20 protein-coding genes are annotated in these 19,957 nt (G+C 68.3%); 12 read left to right on the top strand and 8 right to left on the bottom strand.

Going from position 1 to position 19,957, the window contains the following annotated elements:
- Nucleotides 1-16 precede the first annotated feature (16 nt).
- On the bottom strand, nucleotides 17-2,719 hold the full coding sequence (locus OHA40_RS14080) for a LuxR family transcriptional regulator (protein WP_330233495.1): 2,703 nt from the start codon (nucleotides 2,717-2,719) through the stop codon (nucleotides 17-19).
- 367 nt (nucleotides 2,720-3,086) lie between these two features.
- Between OHA40_RS14080 and OHA40_RS14075 the strand changes: the two genes are divergently transcribed.
- From OHA40_RS14075 to OHA40_RS14050, 6 genes are all read left to right on the top strand, one after another.
- Nucleotides 3,087-3,878, top strand: a complete 792-nt coding sequence (locus tag OHA40_RS14075) for a DUF5666 domain-containing protein (RefSeq protein ID WP_330233494.1) — start codon at nucleotides 3,087-3,089, stop codon at nucleotides 3,876-3,878.
- A 287-nt stretch (nucleotides 3,879-4,165) separates the two neighbouring features.
- Nucleotides 4,166-5,203, top strand: a complete 1,038-nt coding sequence (locus OHA40_RS14070) for a hypothetical protein (RefSeq protein WP_330233493.1) — start codon at nucleotides 4,166-4,168, stop codon at nucleotides 5,201-5,203.
- A 55-nt stretch (nucleotides 5,204-5,258) separates the two neighbouring features.
- Nucleotides 5,259-6,068 (top strand): SDR family NAD(P)-dependent oxidoreductase, encoded by an 810-nt coding sequence (locus OHA40_RS14065; protein ID WP_330233492.1) that lies wholly within the window; start codon nucleotides 5,259-5,261, stop codon nucleotides 6,066-6,068.
- A 2-nt stretch (nucleotides 6,069-6,070) separates the two neighbouring features.
- Nucleotides 6,071-6,622: an orotate phosphoribosyltransferase gene (pyrE, locus tag OHA40_RS14060; protein WP_330233491.1), complete on the top strand. Its 552-nt coding sequence runs from the start codon at nucleotides 6,071-6,073 to the stop codon at nucleotides 6,620-6,622.
- A gap of 49 nt (nucleotides 6,623-6,671) precedes the next feature.
- Nucleotides 6,672-7,730 (top strand): beta-ketoacyl-ACP synthase 3, encoded by a 1,059-nt coding sequence (locus OHA40_RS14055; RefSeq protein ID WP_330233490.1) that lies wholly within the window; start codon nucleotides 6,672-6,674, stop codon nucleotides 7,728-7,730.
- A gap of 3 nt (nucleotides 7,731-7,733) precedes the next feature.
- Nucleotides 7,734-8,441: a lysoplasmalogenase family protein gene (locus OHA40_RS14050; RefSeq protein ID WP_330233489.1), complete on the top strand. Its 708-nt coding sequence runs from the start codon at nucleotides 7,734-7,736 to the stop codon at nucleotides 8,439-8,441.
- Here OHA40_RS14050 and OHA40_RS14045 read toward each other — a convergent pair.
- The 4 genes from OHA40_RS14045 to OHA40_RS14030 form a co-directional block, all read right to left on the bottom strand.
- Entirely contained in the window at nucleotides 8,425-8,871 is a 447-nt protein-coding gene (locus tag OHA40_RS14045) for a hypothetical protein (protein ID WP_330233488.1), read from the bottom strand. The two genes, OHA40_RS14050 and OHA40_RS14045, sit on opposite strands and share 17 nt — an antisense overlap.
- Nucleotides 8,872-8,932: 61 nt before the next feature.
- Nucleotides 8,933-9,511, bottom strand: coding sequence for a Uma2 family endonuclease (locus OHA40_RS14040; protein WP_330233487.1), 579 nt, complete (start codon nucleotides 9,509-9,511; stop codon nucleotides 8,933-8,935).
- 73 nt (nucleotides 9,512-9,584) lie between these two features.
- Nucleotides 9,585-10,238 (bottom strand): response regulator transcription factor, encoded by a 654-nt coding sequence (locus OHA40_RS14035; RefSeq protein ID WP_330233486.1) that lies wholly within the window; start codon nucleotides 10,236-10,238, stop codon nucleotides 9,585-9,587.
- Nucleotides 10,235-11,605 (bottom strand): sensor histidine kinase, encoded by a 1,371-nt coding sequence (locus OHA40_RS14030; protein ID WP_330233485.1) that lies wholly within the window; start codon nucleotides 11,603-11,605, stop codon nucleotides 10,235-10,237. The genes OHA40_RS14035 and OHA40_RS14030 overlap by 4 nt, the downstream gene beginning before the upstream one ends.
- 90 nt (nucleotides 11,606-11,695) lie before the next feature.
- Here OHA40_RS14030 and OHA40_RS14025 point away from each other — a divergent pair, with 90 nt between their 5' ends.
- The 3 genes from OHA40_RS14025 (at nucleotide 11,696) to OHA40_RS14015 (ending at nucleotide 14,127) form a co-directional block, all read left to right on the top strand.
- A complete protein-coding gene (locus OHA40_RS14025; protein ID WP_330233484.1) occupies nucleotides 11,696-12,034 on the top strand; it encodes a DUF4190 domain-containing protein in 339 nt (112 codons plus the stop codon).
- 53 nt (nucleotides 12,035-12,087) lie between these two features.
- Nucleotides 12,088-12,774 (top strand): TrmH family RNA methyltransferase, encoded by a 687-nt coding sequence (locus OHA40_RS14020; RefSeq protein WP_330233483.1) that lies wholly within the window; start codon nucleotides 12,088-12,090, stop codon nucleotides 12,772-12,774.
- Nucleotides 12,775-13,041: 267 nt separating this feature from the next.
- Entirely contained in the window at nucleotides 13,042-14,127 is a 1,086-nt protein-coding gene (locus tag OHA40_RS14015; protein ID WP_330234166.1) for a glycoside hydrolase family 76 protein, read from the top strand.
- Between the two features lie 7 nt (nucleotides 14,128-14,134).
- On the opposite strand, the gene OHA40_RS14010 is transcribed toward OHA40_RS14015, so the two are convergent.
- Both OHA40_RS14010 and OHA40_RS14005 read right to left on the bottom strand, forming a co-directional pair.
- Nucleotides 14,135-14,785: a DedA family protein gene (locus OHA40_RS14010; protein WP_330233482.1), complete on the bottom strand. Its 651-nt coding sequence runs from the start codon at nucleotides 14,783-14,785 to the stop codon at nucleotides 14,135-14,137.
- 52 nt (nucleotides 14,786-14,837) lie between these two features.
- Nucleotides 14,838-15,503: a DedA family protein gene (locus OHA40_RS14005; RefSeq protein ID WP_330234165.1), complete on the bottom strand. Its 666-nt coding sequence runs from the start codon at nucleotides 15,501-15,503 to the stop codon at nucleotides 14,838-14,840.
- 299 nt (nucleotides 15,504-15,802) lie between these two features.
- Here OHA40_RS14005 and fbaA point away from each other — a divergent pair, with 299 nt between their 5' ends.
- Both fbaA and OHA40_RS13995 read left to right on the top strand, forming a co-directional pair.
- Nucleotides 15,803-16,837 carry a class II fructose-bisphosphate aldolase gene (gene fbaA, locus OHA40_RS14000; RefSeq protein ID WP_330233481.1) on the top strand — a complete coding sequence of 345 codons (1,035 nt, stop codon included), beginning with the start codon at nucleotides 15,803-15,805 and terminating at the stop codon, nucleotides 16,835-16,837.
- A 31-nt stretch (nucleotides 16,838-16,868) separates the two neighbouring features.
- The gene (locus OHA40_RS13995; RefSeq protein ID WP_330233480.1) at nucleotides 16,869-17,987 is read left to right on the top strand and encodes a BTAD domain-containing putative transcriptional regulator; all 1,119 of its coding nucleotides are present in this window, start codon (nucleotides 16,869-16,871) and stop codon (nucleotides 17,985-17,987) included.
- Here the strand turns inward: OHA40_RS13995 and OHA40_RS13990 are convergent.
- Nucleotides 17,984-18,310, bottom strand: coding sequence for an excalibur calcium-binding domain-containing protein (locus tag OHA40_RS13990; protein ID WP_330233479.1), 327 nt, complete (start codon nucleotides 18,308-18,310; stop codon nucleotides 17,984-17,986). The genes OHA40_RS13995 and OHA40_RS13990 overlap by 4 nt on opposite strands.
- A 176-nt stretch (nucleotides 18,311-18,486) precedes the next feature.
- Here OHA40_RS13990 and OHA40_RS13985 point away from each other — a divergent pair, with 176 nt between their 5' ends.
- Nucleotides 18,487-19,953 carry a DUF4185 domain-containing protein gene (locus OHA40_RS13985; RefSeq protein ID WP_330233478.1) on the top strand — a complete coding sequence of 489 codons (1,467 nt, stop codon included), beginning with the start codon at nucleotides 18,487-18,489 and terminating at the stop codon, nucleotides 19,951-19,953.
- Nucleotides 19,954-19,957: the final 4 nt, after the last annotated feature.

Raw genomic sequence — 19,957 nt, 5'->3', positions numbered from 1 at the left:
GTATAGGTCGTCCGGATCAGCTCTCCGGATCCACGCCGCTGTACAAATCGACGTGCGCCAGCGCTTGCCGATTGGTGACACCCAGCTTCGGAAACGCTCGATAAAGATGGTGTGCCACGGTTTTGGGACTCAGCAGCAGTTGGCTGGCGATCTCTTTGTTCGTCGCGCCCGCGGCGGCCAATCGCACAACTTGCAGCTCCTGCGGCGTGAGTGCTCCGGCCAGGTCCGATCGGGTGCGGCCGCGCGCGGCCACACCGACCGCGCGCAACTCGACGCGGGCGCGTTCGGCCCACGGCCGGGCATCGAGACGCTCGAAGGTTCGCAGCGCATCGCGCAGCACCGACCGCGCCATGGTCTTGGAGCGTTCCCGGCGCAGCCATTCACCATATAGCAGCCCAGTACGGCTGTGGTCGAACCAGCGTCGTTCGGCGGCATGTAGGTCCAGCGCACGAGCGAAGGATTCGCCGTCGCCGTCGAGCATGCCGCGACAGCGCAGCAGATGCGCCTCGATCCAGCGCGAGCCCGTGGCCGCGGACCACTGTTCGAGCACGGTCATCGGTTCGATCGCGCGTTCGGGGCTGCGTAGCCGGACCGCGGCCTCGACCCGATCACTCATGAGGTGGATCCATTGGCCGAGCGCACGATACGGACTCTCGTACAGCGCCTCGAACCGATCGATGGCCGCCTCGTAGCGGCCGTAGGCGAGATCCAGGAGACCGAGTGCCCACTCGGCGTGCGTGATTTCGAGGGCATTGAAGTCGGTGGAGAAATGGCGCAGACAGCGCTGGGCGAGTTCGCGGCACTGGGGCTCGTCCCCGCGGATCGCCGCGAGAACGGCCAGGACGGATCGGGCTTGGCTCACCCGATTCGGTTGGTCCACTTCCTGCGCGGTTCGGAGGCTCTCGCTCAGGGCCGCATCGGCCTCGTGGAAGTGTCCGAGCAGCATCTCGACGGTGCCAAGGGAACTGCCGACCACGGGCAGCCACCCGACCATGCCGCCGTCGCGGCAGGTTCTGGCCAGCTCGATCAGGATCTGACGCCCGTCGTCGACCTCGCCCGAGTAGGTCGCCTGCAGCGCCAACGCGAGCGTCCCCCCCGGCTCACTGGTGTAGCCCGATCGCAGCAGCGCTCGGACGCGCCGCACGCCCTCCGCTGGATCGTCGGAGTGCAACCCGATCGGACCTTCCAGCACAGCGAGCAGCTTCTCATGTTCCGGACCGAGGGCAAGCTCGGCGATGGCTGCCTGAGCTTCGGTGATCCCGTGCAGGTTCCCGCTGATCCATGCCGCCACGGAGGCATGGATCAGCGACTCCGCCGCCTGACCAGGCGCGACGTAGGCGACATAGGAAGCCGAACGCAACAGCAGCGTGTGCGCTTCGCGCAGTGAGCCGCGTGCGAGCTCGACGCGGGCTCGAACGTGGACAAGACGGGCGCGCCCGGACGGCCACTCCGTCAACGATCCGTCTATCTCGTCGGCCAGCCGAAGGGCACGCTCCGGCTGGCCCGCCTCGGCGGCCGCTTCGACGGCGAGAAGCAGGCGGCGGACTCGGTCCGCTGAATCCGGACTGAGCCGTGCTGCCCTTTCCAGGGCGGTGGCGGCAGTGGCGATGCCGGTTCGGCAGTGGGCACGCTGAGCGGCGGCTTCCAGCGCCGCAGCCGCTGTTTCGTCCGGCCCGGCAGCGGCCGCAGCCAGATGCCAGGCTCGGCGGTCCGGTTGGTCGGTCAGGGCGGCGGCAATCGCCGCGTGCACCGCGAGGCGCTGCGTGAACGGCGCGATCCGGTAGGCGGCCGCGCGTTTGAGGGGATGGTGAAAGGTGATCGACTGTCCCGCGACCGTCAGCATGCCGGACTGCTCGGCAATTGCGAGCCCCTCGACCGTCGATCCGAGCTCGCCGAGGACCCGTAGCACCAGAGCCAGGTCGCCGCTGTCCTCGGCGGCGGCAACCAGCAGCGCCAGCCGTGCCGACTCGGGTTTGTCGGCGATCTGGGACTGATAGGCCCGCTGTAATCGGTCCGGTAGCGGAAACGGTTCCGGCGACAGCGCATCGATGTCCATCCGCGGGAGTTCGAGCAGCGCCAAAGGATTGCCCTCCGCCGTAGCCAGCACTCGATCACGAAGCGCGGACGGCAGCTCGGGCGTGCGGTCCGCCAGTAGCTCGAGCGCCGCGGTGGTATCGAGGGAGCCCAAGTGCATTTCTGGTATGCCTGGCGCGGAGAACTCCGGCCGTCCGGCGACCAGGACAACGATGCCCCGCTCGCTCAGCCTGCGTGCCGCGAACAGCAACGTGTCCGCGGAGGATCGGTCCAGCCAGTGCGCGTCATCGGCCAGGCACAGCACCGGTCCGGCCCGCGACACCTCGGTCAGCAGCGTCACTGTGGCGATGCCGACCAGGAAGCGGTTGTCGGCCGCGTGCGTGCCTGAGCCGCCGAGCGCGGCGAGCAGTGCTTCGCGTTCCCGTTCCGGCAGCGCGTCGACGCTGTCCAGCGCTGCAGATAGCAGCAGTTGCAGCCCAGCGAACGGCAGTTCCGCCTCGCTCTGGATTCCGGTGCACCGCAAGACCCGCCACTTGTCGTCGACCGAGTTCGCCGCGAGTTCCAGCAGCGCCGACTTTCCCGCCCCGGGCTCGGCGGTGATGAACAGGGCGCCGCCCCGCCCTTCCTGGGCGCTGTTCAGTAGCGCGCGAATCTGTGTCTGTTCATCGACACGACCATGCAGCATCCGTCAAACGATGGCCTGCCGGTCGGCGCGCGGCCAAGGTCGCTGGTGGGGGTTGCATCGACGTTGCAGTACATGGCTTGTGACGCCCGCCACCAGAACGGGCGATCGGGCGGGGTAATCCCGGCGGCTATGACCAATCCCGAGCGCAGACCGCACCGGGGGCCATCCACCAGCAGTACGCGGATTTATCGACGAGCGCAACACTTTTCGATCGCGTCCGTGATGGTAGGCCAGTGAGCGCCACCGACTGACTCCTGTTGTCGAGGACACCGAGACCAAGCATTGCCCGTTCGCGGCCCGAGCCGCAGGGACCGCCGATACACAGCGCTGCAGCCCTGTATATCGGACACCACCTACGCTGGATTGCATGACCAACCCGAACGATCCGTGGGGACAGCGGCCGGAGGATGCGCCGACCGAGCACCTGGGTCCGCCGGGCAAGTCCGGGGTCGGCGACCCCACACACACCGCGGAATATACCGAGGCGTATGGCACCGGCGCGCCATCGGAATATCCTCCGACCGAGCAGTACGGGGGATGGGCGCCGCCAGGGCCGAATGCGACGCGAGAATTCCCGTCCTACGACGCTCAGTGGGCCTCCTACCAGGACAGCGGCGCCAACCGGTGGTCGGGCACGGCGGTGCCGCCCGGCGGCGGTGCTCCGCCGGAACAGCCGCGGCCACCGCGGCGCAATACCGGCCTGTGGATCGCGCTCGGTATCGGCGTCCTGCTGTTGATCGGCGCGGTCGGCGTGGTCGCGGGTGTGTTGTTGGGCGGCGGCGATGCCGGTTCGAGCGATACCGCGGCGGCTACGTCGGCGCCGGTCACGACCAGGTCCGTGCCCGGCACCAGGACCGCTCCGCCGACTCCGCCGAGCGGGCTGCCGAGCCTGCCCGGCCTCGGCGATGTGGACGGCCTCGGCGCGACCATGGGGACCATCACCGCCAACGACGGGGGCACGCTGACCGTGAGCACGGTGCTCGGCGACACCGTCACCGTACGCACCGATGCCGGCACCCAGGTGGTCTCACTGTCGGGCACCAAGGTGTCCGATCTGCCCACCGGCGAGCTGGTGCTGATCCAGGGTGACAAGGCGGCGGACGGATCGATTCAGGCCAAGGTCATCGTGGGCACTTCGCTGCCCGGCGGCGGACGATGAGCGGCTGCCTCGGCTTCCCTCGGCCCGGCGCGTGCTGCGGACGGACTTCGTCCGGCTGCGTTGTTGATGCGGCTGCCTCTGGCTTCGCTCGGTCCGGCGCGTGCTGCGGACGGACTTCGTCCGGCTGCGTTGTTGGTGCGGCTGCCTCTTGCTTCGCTCGGTCCGGCGCGGGCTGGGGACGGGCTTCGTCCGGCTGCGTTGTTGGTGCGGCTGCCTCTGGCTTCGCTCGGCCCGGCGCGGGGCCAATGACGGACTATGTCCGGCTGGGCCTATTAGGCTAGGCGGCGATGACGGCAATGTGGTTCGGACTGGCGGCGATCGCGCTCGTGGGCGCGATCGTGTTGCTGTATTTCGATCGGCTCCAGCGGCAGCGGACCGGTCACGCGCGACAGGTCTGGGCGAAGTCCCAGGGCTATACCTACGTGTCCGTGGAGCCCGCGCTGCCGTCCACGTGGCGGCGCGGCGCGTTGGCCAAACTGGGCTATCTGTCCGCGGTCGACGTGGTCTCCGGCATCCGCAAGGGCGAGAAGTTCGTGCTCTTCGACCTGGAGGACGCCGCGACCCTGGTGGCGGTTCGCCGCCAGATCGGCTCGGACATCGACGTGGACATGCGGCTGAAGACTGCCGCACCGCCCAAGGACCACGATCTGGAACTGCTCGGCGCCATCGGGGACCGGGTGGTCTTCGCGACCAACCCCGAAATCGCAAGGCACGCCGTCGATCAGCGCATGGTCGCGTTCATCGAGAACCTGTCCGACACCGTGCAGATGCTCTGGAGCGAGGGCAACTGGACGCTCGGCATGCTGTCGGTCGGCACCTCCCCGAAGGACTGGGAGAACGCGATCGACGCGGTGCTGCGCCTGTCCGGCCTGCTGCACGTGTTGCCTCCGGTCAGCGAGCCACGCTTCGACGGTGGCGGCCACGATCCGGGTCGTCCGCGTCCACGCGAGCGTCAGCGGGATACCGAGGACGACACCGCGGGCGGTCCGGCCAGGCCGCGGGTGCGCAAGGAGCCCGAGAGCGACGAGCGGCCGTTCGGCGAGGACGTCTACAGTGACGACCGCGCGCCGCTGACGGCGGCGGACGAGTCCGAGCCGGAGCCTCCGCGTCGTCCTTCGCTCGCGGTGGTGCCGAACACGCGGGCCCGCGTGCGCGAAGACGATCGGGCGGACGATGACGCGCTGCGGTGGGAGGAGCGCGGCGCGCGTCCCGCCGCGGAGAGCTGGGCCGAGGCGGCTCCTGAGACGCCGCAACGGCCTGCCGACCCGCCCGGCGGACCGTTCCACCCCGGATTCCGGCCCTATCAGGGACCCGTGCCGAAGTGACCCGCCGCGCGCCCACCGCAGTCGGGCTCGCACGGCTGCGACCGACCGCGCTGTCATGACCGAGCACCCGCACGCCCGTCTGCCCGGCGCCACTCGCCCGGTGGCCTTGATCACCGGCCCGACCTCGGGCATAGGTCACGGCTACGCGACCCGGCTGGCAGCGCTGGGATTCGATTTGGTGCTGGTCGCCAGGGACGAGCACCGTCTCGCGGCCCTCGCGACCGACGTGGAGCACCGTTTCGGCACCCGCTCGCAGGTGCTCGGCGCGGACCTCGCGCGGGAGCCCGATCGCGAGCAAATCGCGGCGCGGCTGGCCGACGGTGTCGAATTCCTGGTCAACAACGCGGGATTCGCACATTCGGGGGAGTTCTGGACGCTGCCGCCCGAGCGGTTGCAGGCGCAACTGGATGTCAACGTGACCTCGGTGGTCCAGCTCACCAGGGCGGTGCTGCCGTCGATGATCGCCGCGGCGAAGGGGTCCGTCGTCAATGTGGCCAGCGTGGCGGGCCTGGTCCCCGGACGTGGCTCGACGTATTCGGCGTCCAAGGCCTACGTCGTATCCTTCACGGAAGGGTTGGCAGGCGGATTGGCCGGAACCGGAGTGCGGGTCCAGGCCCTGTGCCCGGGATTCGTGCACACCGAATTCCATGAGCGAGCCGGCATCGAGATGTCGTCGCTGCCGAAAGCGCTGTGGCTGAGCGTCGACCAGGTAGTCGCCGGTTCGCTGCGTGATCTGGAGAAGGATCAGGTGCTCAGCGTGCCCGGTATGCAGTACAAAGCGCTCACTACCGTCGCCGGAATGATCCCGCGAACCCTGGCGGCCCGACTGAATCGCGGGCTGTTCAACGCACGCGGAAGGACTTAGACATGATCGACCAGGTGATTACCAACGACAGGGACAGATTGGCCGCGCTGGTGCGCGAGCTCGCGGTGGTGCACGGCCGGGTCACACTGTCCTCGGGCAAGGAGGCCGACTACTACGTCGACCTGCGCCGCGCGACCCTGCACCACGGCGCCGGTCCGCTGATCGGCAAGCTGCTGCGCGAGCTGGTCACGGACTGGGACTTCGACGCCGTCGGCGGTCTGACCATGGGCGCCGACCCGGTCGCGCTGGCCGTGATGCACGCCCCTGGCCGTCCGATCGACGCCTTCGTGGTGCGGAAGGCCGCGAAGTCGCACGGCATGCAGCGCCAGATCGAGGGCCCGGAGATCGCGGGCAAGCGGGTGCTGGTCGTCGAGGACACCACCACGACCGGCAATTCACCGCTGACCGCGGTGCGCGCGCTGCGCGCGGCAGGCGCTACCGTGGTCGGCGTCGCCACCGTTGTCGACCGGGAAACCGGCGCTGACCAGGTGATCGCCGCGGAGGGACTGGAGTACCGGTCGATCCTCGGCTTGAAGGACCTGGCCCTGGGATAACCTGGACGGTGGTCTCGGTTACGAAGGTGAAGGGTCGTGTGAGTCACCAGTGGTGAGCATTGCAGTCAACAGAAGTCGCGACAACGTTGCGATGCTCGGAATCGGTGCCTACCGACCCAGACGCCTGGTCAGCAACGCCGAAGTGTGTGCGGTACTGGATTCCAGCGATGAGTGGATCTACGAGCGCACCGGCGTCCGCAACCGGCGCTGGATCAGCGGTGACGAGACGCTGCGGTCGATCGCCGGGGCGGCAGGCGAGCGTGCGATCGTCAACAGCGGCATCGACCGGTCCAAGATCGGCGCCCTGATCCTGGCCACCTCCAGCTGGCTGACGCTCACCCCACACGGCGCGCCGCAGGTGGCCTACGACATCGGGATGAACGGGATCCCCGCCTTCGACCTGACCTCCGGCTGCGGCGGCTTCGGATACGGCCTCGGCGTGGCCGCCGACATGATCCGCTCGGGCTCGGTTGAATACATCCTGCTCATCGGCGCGGAGACGATGACGGTCGGGCTCGACCCCACCGACCGCGGCACGGCGATGATCTTCGGTGACGGCGCGGGCGCGGTGGTGGTCGGCCCGAGCGAGGAGAATGGCATCTCGCCGACTGTCTGGGGCAGTGACGGCGAGAACGCGGCCGCGATCATGCAGGACATCGATTTCCTGGAGTACATGCATCGGGCACAGTCCATGCAGGGCCTCGATCCGGAGATCGAGCCGGTCGGCCGGATGTCGCTGCGAATGGAAGGCCCCCGCGTGTTCCGCTGGGCCGCGGTCACCCTGCCGAGGGCGCTCTCTACCGCGCTGGAGGTGTCCGGCGTGGCGAAAGAGGATATCGAGGTCTTCGTCCCGCACCAGGCGAATGCCCGCATCAACGAGCTGATGAAGAAGAACCTCGGCCTGGCCGACGAGGTCCCGATGGCGGGCGACATCGAGAACGCCGGCAATACCTCGGCCGCCTCCATCCCGCTCGCGATCGAAGAGATGCTGGTGACCGGCAAGGCCAAGGGCGGCCAGACCGCGTTGCTGCTCGGTTTCGGCGCGGGACTCAGCTACGCGGGTCAGGTCGTCACCCTGCCGCCCGCCCCGGCCGAGCCGAGCCTCTAGCCGATGCGCCTATTTCGAGCCGGGTTCCTCGTCGCGGCGGCGGTCACTGTCTACGGTGCCGTGACCGGGCGGGAGAAGGCGCAGTGGATCGCGAAGCCGCTGCTGATGCCGCTACTCGCGGCCGACGTGGCGACCGAGGGCGCCGAGATGCCGTCCACCGATCGCACCGTGCTGATCGGGTCGCTCGGCGCGGCGACGGTCGGCGACATCCTGCTCATCGACCCGGACGACGACCGTCGGCTGATCGCGGGTGCGTCGTCGTTCGCGGTGATGCAGGCCGGATACTCGGCGCTGTGGTGGCGGATGGGCGGCAGGCCCACCGCCGGGGCGGTCGTACCGCGCGTGGTCGCCTGGCTGGGCGCGGCCGGGTTGTTGCGGGCGAAGGCGCCGTCGGTGGCCGCGCCGCTGACGGCCTACGGCGTCGCCTTGGGTACCGCGACCGTACTGGCTTCCGATCCCGTGCTGGAACCCGCCGCGAAAAACATTGCGGGCGTGAATGTTCCCGGTGCCGATCCGCGTAGCCGCCTCGGCCTCGGCGCGCTGTTGTTCACCGTCTCGGACGGGCTCATCGTGCTGCGCCGTCTATTCGCGCGTGGCGAGCGGGCCCGGCGGGTGACCGAAGCGGCCATCCTGGCCACCTACGCCGCCGCGCAGTATCTGCTGGCCGACCCGAAGGCGCATGTCGAGCCAGCGATCACAGCACCAGAATGATGCGGTCCCGGTTCGCGGGATCGACGCGGATCGAGAGGATCTCGCCGACCGCGAGCCGGGGTTTGTCGGCGGGTGTGACGTCGAAAACGATGGTCCCCCGGTAACTTTCCGAGCCGGGTACGGTCAGTTCGAGATCCAGCTCGGTGAGTTCGGTGTGATGGTCGGTGCGCTCCAGTGGATGCACGCCCTCGACGGTCGCCCAACCTTCCAGGCCGTGCCGCCACAGCCGTCGGTCCGCCTTCGACGGGCGCGACGCCAGAATCATCCCGATGCCCGCGCACGAGCCGAACAACCCGACCAGCGCGACGATCTGATACGGCACGGTCCCCGGCGGCGTCCGATGCACCACCCACCCCAGCCACAACGCGAGTAGCACCAGATACCCGGCCGTCACACCGAGCACCGTATGCAGTATCCGCTCGTGATCCAAGCCAGCCTCCGCCCCGAGTGCCAGACCTCTAGGATAGGCCCGTCAGGTCCGGGGCGGAGGGCTATCGGTCGGTGCGACTGCTGGTCAGCGCGGCGATATCGATCGTGATCCCAGTTCCGGCGAGGTCGACTGTCATCCGGCCGGATTGCTCTGCAGCCAACTCGTAGTCACCGTCGATCAGGTGGTAGGCAGCTAGGCTGGTGGGTTTGTCGAGGTCGACGAGCCAGTAGTGCTCGATACCGGCGTCGGCGTACTCGAAGAACTTGGTCACGCGATCGGTGCGCCGCGAACCGGCCGACAGGATTTCGACGGCGAGCAGTACATCGGCCGCGTCCCAGCGCGGCTGGTTGGCATCAATGCCCGCCTCGAGGACCACGAGGACGTCTGGAACGCGGATGGTCGGCAGTGGACTTGCGTCGATCAACACTTCCGACTCGGTGAGAACACCGTGGGTGGACGGTAGTTGCGGTTCCAGCTGCGCGGCAAGCCGCCAGATGGCGCGCTGATGTTGCGACACCGGCCTCGGTGACACGACCAGAACCCCCTCGACAAGCTCGTAACTACGGCTGCTGTCTTCCGGCAGCGCGATCCAGTCCTCCAGGGTCAGCAGATGATCAGGCCAGTGCATTTCGACGGTCATCGCTTCCTCCCTCCCCGCACGGCTACCGCGTCGTGGCCAGTCTTGCACAGCGAGCCGACAAAACAGAGCCTCGTCAGCCTTTGAGTCGCAATACCGCCAGCACACGGCGGTGATGCGTGTCGGACGGCGGCAAATCGAGTTTGGTGAAGATGTTGCCGATGTGCTTCTCCACCGCCCGTTCGGTGACTTTCAAAGCAGTCGCGATGGCGTTGTTGGACAGGCCCTGAGCCATCAATTCGAGTACCTCGCGTTCCCGCGGGGTCAGACGGGCCAGCGAATCCTGCTGACGTGAGGCGCCCATCAATTGGCTCACCACTTCCGGGTCGAGCGCGGTGCCGCCCGTGGCGACGCGGTGCAGCGCGTCAACGAAGTCCTTGACGTCGGCGACCCGGTCCTTGAGCAGATAGCCGACGCCACTCGCGCCGCCCGCGAGAAGTTCTGTGGCGTAGCGGGTTTCGACCCACTGGGAGAACACCAGCACGCCGGTCATCGGGTACTTGCGGCGCAGTTCGATGGCGGCGAGCAGCCCTTCGTCGGTGTAACTGGGCGGCATCCGCACGTCCACCACGGCAACGTCGGGGTTGTGCGCGCCGACCACGTCGGCCAGCGTGCTCGCGTCGCCGACCATGGCGACCACCTCGTGACCGCGTTCGGCGAGCAGCCCGGCGAGTCCGTCGCGCAGGATGGCACTGTCCTCGGCGATCACGACGCGCAGTCCGTCGCTCATCGCGACCCCGCCAGCGGCAGCAGGATGGTCACCACGGTCGGTCCGCCCGCCGGGCTCTGCACGGTCAGCGTTCCATCCACCGTGCGGGCCCGCGCCGCGAGGCCGGACAGCCCGCTGCCCGCGCCGATCGCGCCGTCCGTGGGCGGCACCACGCCGCCGATGCCGTTGTCGCGCACCGTCACCGCGATGGTCCGCGCGTCGTTCGGCAGCACGGACACCCATGCGCCGGTGGCGTTCGCGTGCCGCACAACGTTTGTCAGCAACTCGGCAACCGAGAAGTAGGCGATCGCCTCGATGGCCGGGCTCGGGCGCCCGGGCAGGTGGACGCGCAGCTCCACCGGCACCGAACAGCGCGCGGTCAGCGTCTCCAGAGCCGGTTCCAGGCCCAGTTCCAGTGCGGGCGGGTGGATTCCGCGCACCAGCTCGCGCAGCTCGGTGAGTGCCTCCTTGGAACTGGCGTGCGCGTCCGCGATCAGGTCGCCGGGATTGCCGCCCGCCGCGAGCCGATCCTCGGCCCGGCCCAGCGCCATCGCGATGGTGACCAGCCTGGCCTGCGTCCCGTCGTGCAGGTCGCGTTCCAGCCTGCGCAGTGTCGCCGCGGAATCCTCTACCGCGGTCCGCCTGCTCTCCTGCAGCTCGACCATCCGGCGGTCGCGCAGCGTCGCGCTGAGCAGGGCGATGGTCAGCAGCCGATGCAGCAAGCAGACGCCGCGCAACAACCATGGCAGCACCAGACAGCCTAGGGCGCCGAGGAGCGCGAACCCGAGCACCTTGGGCCAGCTGTCGACGTAGAAATCGCCGAACTGGACCATGGATCGGTGCTCGACACCGTTCTCGTCGACGTTGGTCGGATGTACCAGTGCCCACGGGATCGGGGAGATCGCGGTGAACATGGTCATCGCCGCTGTGACGAGCACCAGATACCCGACCGCGACGCCGAGTACGGCTTGCGCGAGCAGGAACAGCACCGCACGCCAGCTCACCCGATCGGTCAAGGCGCCCTTGATAAATCCGATCAAGCCGGGTGCGGGCGCGAACGGCAGTGGGGGCGCGACGGTGACTCCGAGCAGGTCCTTGGCCAGTGCGCGGTAGATCCGGCCCCACACCCGCCCACCGAGCAGCACCAGCGCGAGCACCGGCAGGCCGATGATGGTGATCGCGAGGTACAGCCCGCCGCCGAGGCCGAAGAACAGATAGGCGACGGCCGCGCAGCCGAGTACGAACACCGTGAGGACGTAGACGAGTTCCTTCCAGAACCGTGCGCGCACCGGCGCGAGCAGCACGGTGCGCAGCAGATGCTCCGCCGGTTCGGGCTCGCCGGGTGACGGGTCGAGCACGAGGGTCGCTTCGGCATGTGTCTCGATCATGGACTCCATGGTTGTCGCGGAGGCGCGGAGGTTCGATGGAGCTGCCCGCCGAATGGTGGTGTAGCCAGCTACACCGCTACCATCCTGCGGATGAGCTACCCGCCGCAGCAGCCGCCGTACGGCTACCCAGCCTACGGTGCCTACGGACCGCCACCGGACCATCCGCAAGCCGCCACGATCCTGATCCTGGGCATCCTGAGCCTCGTGCTGTGCCAGATCATGGGACCCTTCGCCTGGGTGATGGGCAAGCGCGCACTCAACGAGATCGACGCGTCCGGCGGCGCCATCGGCGGCCGAGGCAACGTCAACGCGGGCTACATCTGCGGCATTATCGCGACGGCGCTGCTGTGCCTCAGCATTCTGTTCATCGTGCTTTTCGTGGTGCTCGGCCTGGTCGGCGCCTTCTCGGGAAGCTCGTCCAGCTACTGAGCCCAGCCCGGCCGCGCGCCGTCGGCGTTGTGGCCGGAATTAGCATCGTCGACGTGAGTCATCCAGTATCGGACGCGGCGGAGCCGGACCTACCCGGGCCGACGGAGTGGGGTGTGCACGCGCACGGCGTCGGCCCGTGGGCTGTCGAGCACGCGGAGCCGCCACCGGAGGACCCGCGTCTGGATCCGCAGCTGCTGGCGGGTGGCGACCGTCGCAACGTGGTCGACGCCTATCGATACTGGAGCCGCGAGGCGATCGTCGCCGACATCGACCGGCGCAGGCACCCATTCCATGTCGCGATCGAGAACTTCGGGCACGATGCGAACATCGGCACGGTGGTGCGCACGGCGAATGCCTTCGCGGCGGCGGCTGTGCACATCGTGGGCAGGCGGCGCTGGAACCGGCGCGGCGCAATGGTGACCGACCGCTACCAGCACATCGAGCATCACGCCGATATCGGCGAGCTGCTGGCCTTCAGCGAACGCGTCGGCCTCACGGTGGTCGCCGTCGACAACGTGCCGGGCTCGGTCCCGCTGGAGACGGCCACGCTGCCGCGGAAGTGCCTGTTGCTGTTCGGCCAGGAGGGGCCGGGAGTCACCGAGCACGCCAAACAGGCCGCCATGATGACGGTGTCGATCGCGCAGTTCGGTTCCACCCGCAGCATCAACGCGGGCGTGGCGGCCGGAATCGCGATGCACGCCTGGATTCGGCAACACGCCGATCTCGGTACGGCCTGGTGAGCGCCCGGCTCGAAACGCGGTGAGCAGGCGATCTTCCCGCAACAGACCGAACAGACACGATTTCACATCACTCTGGTCACAAATCGGGCGCATAAATCCGGTCGATCCTGGCACCATTGAGACATGACCTCGCGCAGCGACGATCTCGACGTGCCGCACGCGGAGCACGCCGGATCGGCCTCCGCGGTACCGCGTCCGCCGGCTGCCCGCTCCGGGGCGGGCCGGGACGCCGTCGCGCCCGCGACGCTGTGGTCCGAACGCGCCGACATGGCCGAATCCGCGATCGTCTCGCGTCATCTGCGCGCGCTGTGGGCGTTGCCGGGCACGGAACTGGGCGTGGTCGGCTGGCCGGCCACCAAGCGCGAGCGGATATTCGGTTCGTGGCACTACTGGTGGCAGGCGCATCTGATCGACTGCGCCACCGACGCCGCGAACCGGGTGCCGACTCCGGCGCGTCGCAAGCGAATCGCCGCACTGGCGCGCTCACACCGTTTCCGCAATCTCACCGGCTGGACCAACCGCTATTTCGACGACATGGCCTGGCTGGCCATCGCGCTGGAACGCGCCGAGCGCACTCAGGGCACCGATGTGCGCAGCGCGCTGATCGCGTTGGAGAAGGCGCTCTACGAGGGCTGGGAGCCGCAGACCGGCGGCGGACTGCCCTGGCGCATCGGCTCGGACTTTTTCAATGCGCCCGCCAACGGTCCCGCCGCCATCGCGCTGTTGCGCCTGGGGCGGGTCCAGCGCGCCCAGGAGATGGCCGACTGGATGGACGCGACGTTGCGTGACCCGGAGACCGGTTTGATCTTGGACGGCATCCACCTGCCCTCCGGCGAGATCGAGCGTCCCGTCTTCACCTACTGCCAAGGTGTCGTACTCGGCCTGGAGACCGAGCTGGCCGTGCAGACCGGCGAGGCCAGGCACATCGAACGCGTGCATCGACTACTCGCCGCCGTCGAGGAGCACCTGACCACCGGCGGCGTGGTGCGCGGCGGCGGTGGCGGCGACGGCGGCTTGTTCAATGGCATCCTGGCCCGCTACTTGGCGGTGGCGGCGGTGATGTTGCCCGGCGAGGACGCCGCGCAGCTGGCTGATCGTCGTGCGGCGGCCGCGATCGTGCGCGCGTCCGCCACGGCGGCCTGGGCGAACCGGCTCGAGGTCGAGGGCGAGCCGCTGTTCGGGCACGACTGGAACAAATCGGCTCAACTGCCCGGCGGCAGCGCCGGAGCCGGATACTTCACCCCGGGCGGTTCGGTGACCTCGTCGAAGGTGTCCGAACGCGACCTGTCCGTGCAGCTGTCCGGCTGGCTGCTGATGGAGGCGGCCTACCAGGTCAGCGCCGCGGGGCTCTGACCAGGGGTCAGCACTCGGTCTCCAGCACCACCGTCGGCGCGTCGTCCAGTTCGAAGTCCTCGGCGGGCCGGGACATTTCCTGCCGGTAGTGCCGTATGCCGAGCACTGTTCCGATGACGAGCCCCACCACCAGCGTGCCGATCACGATCGGCATCAGCCACGGCACTCGTTGCAGGAAGCTCCCCGCGTAGTAGCCGATCAGCAACAGCACCGGCGCCCAGACGATCGCGCCGATGGTGCTGGCCACGGTGAATTTGCGGTGGTCCATTCGCGCCGCGCCCGCGACCGACGGGCACAGCGTGCGCACCCACGGAATCCACCGCGCGACCAGCACCGCGACGAACCCGTGCCGATGCAGCAACTCCGCCACCCGCTGCAGGTTGCGGACGTTGATGTATCTGCCGTCCTTGCGGGCGACCAAGTGCTGTCCCGCGCGCTGCCCGATCACGTATCCCACCTGGTTGCCCGCGATCGCGGCGACCATCGCGCCGAGCGACAGCGCCCACACGTGGGCCTCACCGGAGGCATGCGACGCCATCACGATGCCGGCCGTGATGAGCATGGAGTCACCCGGCAGGAACAGCCCGAGGATTACCGCGCATTCCAGGAAGACGAAGGTCAGCACCACTGTCCAGACGAGCGCGGGGCCCGCTGACATCAGCGGATCGAAACTGCCCACAGCTAGGGGCGGAGACGCCATCGACACCGGCTCAGCGGGTGGGCTCGCTCGTCGAAGCGGTCAGCTCTGCCGTATCCGCCTCCGCCGCGTCGGCCTCCGGCGCCCTGCGGCCGAGCAGCTTCTTCGCCACCGCGGTGATGCCGGGGAGGATCGACACGAACACGATGAGCAGGAAGATCGCCTCGACGTGGTCCCGGATGAACGCGACGTTGCCCAGGAAGTAGCCGAGCACCGTGATGCCACCGCCCCAAAGGATCGCGCCGACGATGTCGAACGCGACGTACTTGCGGTAGTCCATCTTGGACACACCGGCCAGCACCGGCATGAAGGTGCGCACGATCGGCACGAAACGGGCCAGGATGATCGTCTTGGGTCCGTGCTTCTCGAAGAACTCGTGCGTCTGCGTCACGTAGTGCTTCTTGAAGAACCGGGTGTCCTCCTTGTGGAACAGCGCGGGCCCGATGGCCCGGCCGATCCAGTACCCGGACTGATCGCCCGCGAACGCGACCAGGACGGTGGCGGGCACCAGCACCCAGATCGACACCGGCGGACTCGGCTGCGCCGCCAGCAGGCCGCCGGTGAACAGCAGCGAGTCGCCGGGCAGGAGCGGGAACAGCAGGCCGGTCTCGATGAAGACGATCACCAGGATGGCCGGAAGCACCGCGTTCTTCAGCCACGTCTCCGTGAGCAGGTGCATCGGGTCGAGCAACTCGGTCAGCGCGAGGTTGCTCGTCACCGATTCTGTCGCTGCCTGCAGAATCACGTGGCCTCCTGTCCCGATACGGCTGGCCTGCATCGCTTGCCACCGCGTCGGAAGCTGCCAGCGCAAATTACCGGCCCCACAGTACCGGCTTCCCCGGAGAATGCTCGCGCTGTGCGCGAAATTACTCGCGAGTCAACTATCCACTCCATCCCTGCATACCAGGCGAAACACCGCTGCCTTAGGGTGAAGGCTGACAAAATAGGTCTTTGCCGCAACAACACGGAGGTCTTACTGTGCCCATCGCGACTCCGGAGGTCTACGCCGAGATGCTCGGTCGGGCCAAAGCCAGCTCCTTCGCCTTCCCGGCCATCAACTGCACGTCGTCGGAGACGATCAACGCGGCCATCAAGGGTTTCGCGGACGCGGGCAGTGACGGCATCATCCAGTTCTCCACCGGCGGTGCGGAATTCGGTTCCGGCCAGGGCGTGAAGGACATGGTCACCGGCGCGGTCGCGCTGGCCGAGTTCGCGCATGTCGTGGCCGCCAAGTACGACGTGACCATCGCGCTGCACACCGATCACTGCCCGAAGGACAAGCTGGACACCTTCGTTCGTCCGCTGATCGCGATCTCCCAGGAGCGGGTCAACGCCGGGCAGAACCCGCTGTTCCAGTCGCACATGTGGGACGGCTCCGCGATCCCGATCGACGAGAACCTGGAGATCGCGAAGGAACTGCTGAAGGCCACCCACGCGGCCAACATCATCCTCGAGGTCGAGATCGGCGTCGTCGGCGGCGAAGAGGACGGTGTCGAGGCCGAGATCAACGAGAAGCTCTACACCTCGCCGGAGGACTTCGAGAAGACCATCGACGCGCTCGGCGCGGGCGAGAACGGCAAGTACCTGCTCGCCGCCACCTTCGGGAACGTGCACGGCGTGTACAAGCCGGGCAACGTGGTGCTCAAGCCCGCGGTGCTGGCCGAGGGGCAGCGTGTCGCCGCGGCCAAGCTCGGCCTGGCCGCCGACGCGCAGCCGTTCGACTTCGTCTTCCACGGCGGCTCCGGCTCGCTGAAGTCCGAGATCGAGGACTCGCTGCGTTTCGGCGTGGTGAAGATGAACGTCGACACCGATACCCAGTACGCGTTCACCCGGCCGGTCGCCGGACACATGCTGACCAACTACGACGGCGTGCTGAAGATCGACGGCGAGGTGGGCAACAAGAAGGCCTACGACCCGCGCAGCTATCTGAAGAAGGGCGAGGCGTCGATGGCGGCGCGCGTGCTCGAGGCGTGCAACGACCTGAATTCCGCCGGCCGCTCGATCAGCGCCTGACCCTGGTACACCCGTCAGGGGCTTGGTGCACATGAGTCTGGATGTGCGCGTGCTCGGGCCCGTACGGCTGCTCGTCGGTGACGAGCCGGTGGCGGTCGGCGGGCCCAAACCGCGAGCTCTGCTCGCCGCGCTCACGGTGAATCGGCGGCGCGCGGTGTCGTCGGCCGCTCTCGCCGACATGGTGTGGAACGAGGATCCGCCCGACTCCTATGCCGCCAGCCTGCAGGTTTTCGTCTCGAATATCCGCAAGGCGCTGCGGAATTCGGGCGTCGACCCGGCGGCGGTGCTGCGCACCGAGTCTTCGGGTTATCGTTTGGAGATCGACGAGACCGCCTGCGACCTGGGCCGTTTCGAGGCGGCGCGGGAGGCGGGCAGCCGCGCCGCCGAGTCGGGCGATCACGCGGGCGCCGCCCAGCTGTTCGGCTCCGCGCTGCGGGAATGGAGCGGCCGGGCACTGGCGGATCTGGCCGGTCTGCAATTCGCCGACGGCTTCGCCACCGCCATGGACGAGGAGCGGCTGCTGGCCGCCTCGGCGCGGATCGACGCCGAAATCGCCTGTGGACGTGCGTCCTCGGTGATCGGCGAGCTGGTCGCGATGACCACCGAGCATCCGCTGCGGGAACCGCTGTGGGGTCAGTTGATCACCGCGCTGTATCTGTCCGGGCGCCAGGCGGACGCGCTGGAAGCGTGCCGGAAGGTGCGCGGGGTTCTCGCCGACGAGCTGGGCATCGATCCGGGGCCCGCGCTGATCGATCTGGAACAGCGGGTGCTGCGGCAGGAGCCGCTGAGCGCGGTCGAACTCCGCCAGGTCGAGCGGCTTGCCGCGGCGATGACCGAGACGGTCACCGAAATGCCGCGCGCGGTGCGCAGCGGTCAGCTGCGTTTGCCGAATGGTCGCGTGGTGGCGATCGCGCAGGGCGGTCTGCGCATCGGCCGGATGACGGACAACGACTTGGTCCTGGATGATCCGCGGGCCAGCCGGTATCACGCGCATATCATGCCGAGCCGCGCAGGACTGCTCATCAAGGATCTGCATTCGGCCAACGGCGTCTTTGTCAACGACGACCCGATCGAGAACGGCGTGCTGCTCGCCGACGGCGACCGGATCCGCATCGGCGCGACGATCCTGACTTTTCAGGCCCTGCACTAGTTGCAGGCGATCCCGTCGCCGTCCGGGTCCAAATGCGCGTTGAAGCCGGGTTGCCCGCGATACAGCGGACCGACGCCCTCCGCGCGGACCCGATCGCAATTGGTGTAGATCTTCGGCGACCGCTGCTCGGATTCCTCTGGCGGCGAGTGGTCTTCCTTCGGGCCGGAGCGATTGTGCGGAATCGGATGGTCGTCGTGCGATCCGGCGATCGCGGCGGCAGATCGCGGGGCAGCCGACGCCGTCGGCGGCACGAGCACGCACACCCCAGCCGCCAACAGTGCCGCCCCGATCGCGGGCGCGACGTGCAGAACTGACTTGCTCACGCCTCCATCCTCCTCCCGGATCGGCCGATCCGCCGGTGCCGTTCACTCGCAGGCGATTCCGTCGTTGTCCCGGGCGAGCCGTGTTCCAGCCCGTTTTCCGGCAGCCGAACGGTAGAGTCGGTCCGCTGGTTCATGTCTGCAAGGTTCGTATCCGCAACGGATTTCGAGGGGTTGCTATGGCCATGCGAATACTTGCCGCGGTCGGTGCCATGGTGGTCGGCGCGGGCATGCTCGTCTACGCCGATGGACCTGCCGCCGCGGCGCCGGAAGTGGCGGACGGCCTGGTCGGGGTGGGACCGTGCGCGACCGACCCGGTGCCGAGCCATGAGCCGCTGGTGCCCAAGACACTCGAGGTGCCGATTCCGTATCCGGTGGTCACCGTGCTCCCGCCGGCGGCGCCGGAACCCGCACCCAAGCGGACGAGCATGGAGTTTCCGCCGGACCCGTGCATCAATCCCTGCCCGGACCTCACCGACCTGCCCGGTGCACCACCCGGTCTCGCCGCGCAACTCGGGATTCCGGAGATCCTGTTGAATCCCAAGCCTTTCCACTTCGCGCTTCCCGGCCCGGGCCCGGACCCCGGTCCGGCGCCGCCGCCACCCGCGCCGGTGCAGCCACCGGTCGAGCCCGCGGCGCAGTCGCCCGCCCGGCCCGCGCCGCGTCTGGGCCCCGCACGAGAGGTGGCCAAGCTGACCGGCGCGAACTCGGTGAACCGCACCGACAAACGCTGGCAGGTGGACGGCACCGATCTCGGCATCATGTGGGAGAGCGCACCGGGCGAGATCGCGACCGTGTTCGGCGATACCGTCGGACGCGGCTTCCATCCGCCGGGCGGCATGGGGCTGGATTGGCGCAGCAATGTGCTGGCGTTCAGCACCGACCGCGACCTCGCCGACGGGATGACCTACGACCGGATGGTCACCGACGACCGCTGCCACGCCGCCGAGGTGCTCGCCAGCCGCAAGCTCGACAACGTCGAGGTCACCACGATCCCCACTTCGGGTTTCGCGCTCGGCGAGCGCCAGTACCTGAGCTACATGTCCATCCGGACCTGGAACAGCGCCCCCGGCACGTTCTTCACCAACTACGGCGGCATCGCCTACTCCGACGACCACGGCCAGACCTGGACCAAGGACCCGCACGCACGCTGGGACAACATCTTCGGACTCGCCAATTTCCAAGTGAGCGCGATGGTTCCGCACGGCGGCTACGTGTACATGTTCGGCACGCCCAATACCCGCCTCGGCGCGGTCGGATTGGCCAGGGTGCCCGAGGACCAGATCCTCAACACCACCGCCTACCAGTACTGGCGGGACGGCACCTGGACCCCGGTCGGTGGATTCGCTTCGGCCACACCGATCCTGAGTGGCCCGGCCGGTGAGCTCTCGGTGCGCTACGACACCACCCGCAACGTCTGGCAGATGAGCTACTTGGACACCGCCAAGGCCGCCATCGTCGTCCGCGAAGCGGATTCACCGCAAGGTGTGTGGTCGGAGAGCACGCCGACAGTGTCCGTCCTGAACTACCCCGAGCTGTACGGCGGGTTCATTCACCCGTGGTCGTCGGGGTCCGACTTCTATTTCACCCTGTCGACCTGGAACGACTACAACGTCTACCTGATGCACTCCGTGCTCGGCGAGTGATCCG

The sequence above is a fragment of the Nocardia sp. NBC_00508 genome, from assembly GCF_036346875.1.
Taxonomy (GTDB): Bacteria; Actinomycetota; Actinomycetes; order Mycobacteriales; family Mycobacteriaceae; genus Nocardia.
Note: the sequence above shows the minus strand (reverse complement) of the source record. Positions and strands in the feature narration are given on the sequence as shown.

What these genes read in the sequence shown, in the direction of transcription:
- OHA40_RS14080 (WP_330233495.1), bottom strand. Translation starts at nt 2,719, where the DNA reads ATGCTGCATGGTCGTGTCGATGAACAGACACAGATTCGCGCGCTACTG.
- OHA40_RS14075 (WP_330233494.1), top strand. Translation starts at nt 3,087, where the DNA reads ATGACCAACCCGAACGATCCGTGGGGACAGCGGCCGGAGGATGCGCCG.
- OHA40_RS14070 (WP_330233493.1), top strand. Translation starts at nt 4,166, where the DNA reads ATGACGGCAATGTGGTTCGGACTGGCGGCGATCGCGCTCGTGGGCGCG.
- OHA40_RS14065 (WP_330233492.1), top strand. Translation starts at nt 5,259, where the DNA reads ATGACCGAGCACCCGCACGCCCGTCTGCCCGGCGCCACTCGCCCGGTG.
- pyrE (WP_330233491.1), top strand. Translation starts at nt 6,071, where the DNA reads ATGATCGACCAGGTGATTACCAACGACAGGGACAGATTGGCCGCGCTG.
- OHA40_RS14050 (WP_330233489.1), top strand. Translation starts at nt 7,734, where the DNA reads ATGCGCCTATTTCGAGCCGGGTTCCTCGTCGCGGCGGCGGTCACTGTC.
- OHA40_RS14040 (WP_330233487.1), bottom strand. Translation starts at nt 9,511, where the DNA reads ATGACCGTCGAAATGCACTGGCCTGATCATCTGCTGACCCTGGAGGAC.
- OHA40_RS14035 (WP_330233486.1), bottom strand. Translation starts at nt 10,238, where the DNA reads ATGAGCGACGGACTGCGCGTCGTGATCGCCGAGGACAGTGCCATCCTG.
- OHA40_RS14030 (WP_330233485.1), bottom strand. Translation starts at nt 11,605, where the DNA reads ATGATCGAGACACATGCCGAAGCGACCCTCGTGCTCGACCCGTCACCC.
- OHA40_RS14025 (WP_330233484.1), top strand. Translation starts at nt 11,696, where the DNA reads ATGAGCTACCCGCCGCAGCAGCCGCCGTACGGCTACCCAGCCTACGGT.
- OHA40_RS14015 (WP_330234166.1), top strand. Translation starts at nt 13,042, where the DNA reads ATGGCCGAATCCGCGATCGTCTCGCGTCATCTGCGCGCGCTGTGGGCG.
- OHA40_RS14010 (WP_330233482.1), bottom strand. Translation starts at nt 14,785, where the DNA reads ATGTCAGCGGGCCCCGCGCTCGTCTGGACAGTGGTGCTGACCTTCGTC.
- OHA40_RS14005 (WP_330234165.1), bottom strand. Translation starts at nt 15,503, where the DNA reads ATGCACCTGCTCACGGAGACGTGGCTGAAGAACGCGGTGCTTCCGGCC.
- OHA40_RS13995 (WP_330233480.1), top strand. Translation starts at nt 16,869, where the DNA reads ATGAGTCTGGATGTGCGCGTGCTCGGGCCCGTACGGCTGCTCGTCGGT.
- OHA40_RS13985 (WP_330233478.1), top strand. Translation starts at nt 18,487, where the DNA reads ATGGCCATGCGAATACTTGCCGCGGTCGGTGCCATGGTGGTCGGCGCG.